The sequence below is a fragment of the Pseudomonas sp. S37 genome (genome assembly GCF_016658545.1).
Taxonomy (GTDB): Bacteria; Pseudomonadota; Gammaproteobacteria; order Pseudomonadales; family Pseudomonadaceae; genus Aquipseudomonas.
Genome location: NZ_JACVZC010000237.1, coordinates 1 through 518 on the forward strand (window position 1 = coordinate 1; position 518 = coordinate 518).

At 49.8% G+C, this 518-nt stretch carries 2 tRNA genes; both read right to left on the reverse strand.

What is annotated here, in order from left to right:
* Positions 1–131: 131 nt before the first annotated feature.
* A tRNA-Ala gene (locus IAE39_RS29475) sits at positions 132–207 on the reverse strand.
* 115 nt (positions 208–322) lie between these two features.
* Positions 323–399: transfer RNA gene (locus tag IAE39_RS29480), tRNA-Ile, on the reverse strand.
* Between the last annotated feature and the right edge of the window lie 119 nt (positions 400–518).

The window sequence follows — 518 nt, forward strand, 5'->3', positions numbered from 1 at the left end:
GAAAGTGCATGTCAGTCTATATCTATCACATATCCGAATTTTTAAAGAACGATCTGACAAAAGTCAGAAATCAACATTCATCAACGAATGCTCATTTCTAAGTTCTGACAAGTGACTGCGTACCGCGAAAGTGGTGGAGCCAAGCGGGATCGAACCGCTGACCTCCTGCGTGCAAGGCAGGCGCTCTCCCAGCTGAGCTATGGCCCCGTATTCTACGGCTAATACCAAGTAATGGTAGGTCTGGGCAGATTTGAACTGCAGAAGAGCCGTCCTCACCACTCTTTATCCAGAAGCGTGGGGCGCTCGTCATTCCAACCAAAATTGGTAGGTCTGGGCAGATTTGAACTGCCGACCTCACCCTTATCAGGGGTGCGCTCTAACCAACTGAGCTACAGACCTATAACAGGGTCGCGTTACAGCATCGTCTTTTACAATGAATCAAGCAATTCGTGTGGGAGCTCATCAGTAGGCTGATGTCGTCGATTAAGGAGGTGATCCAGCCGCAGGTTCCCCTACGG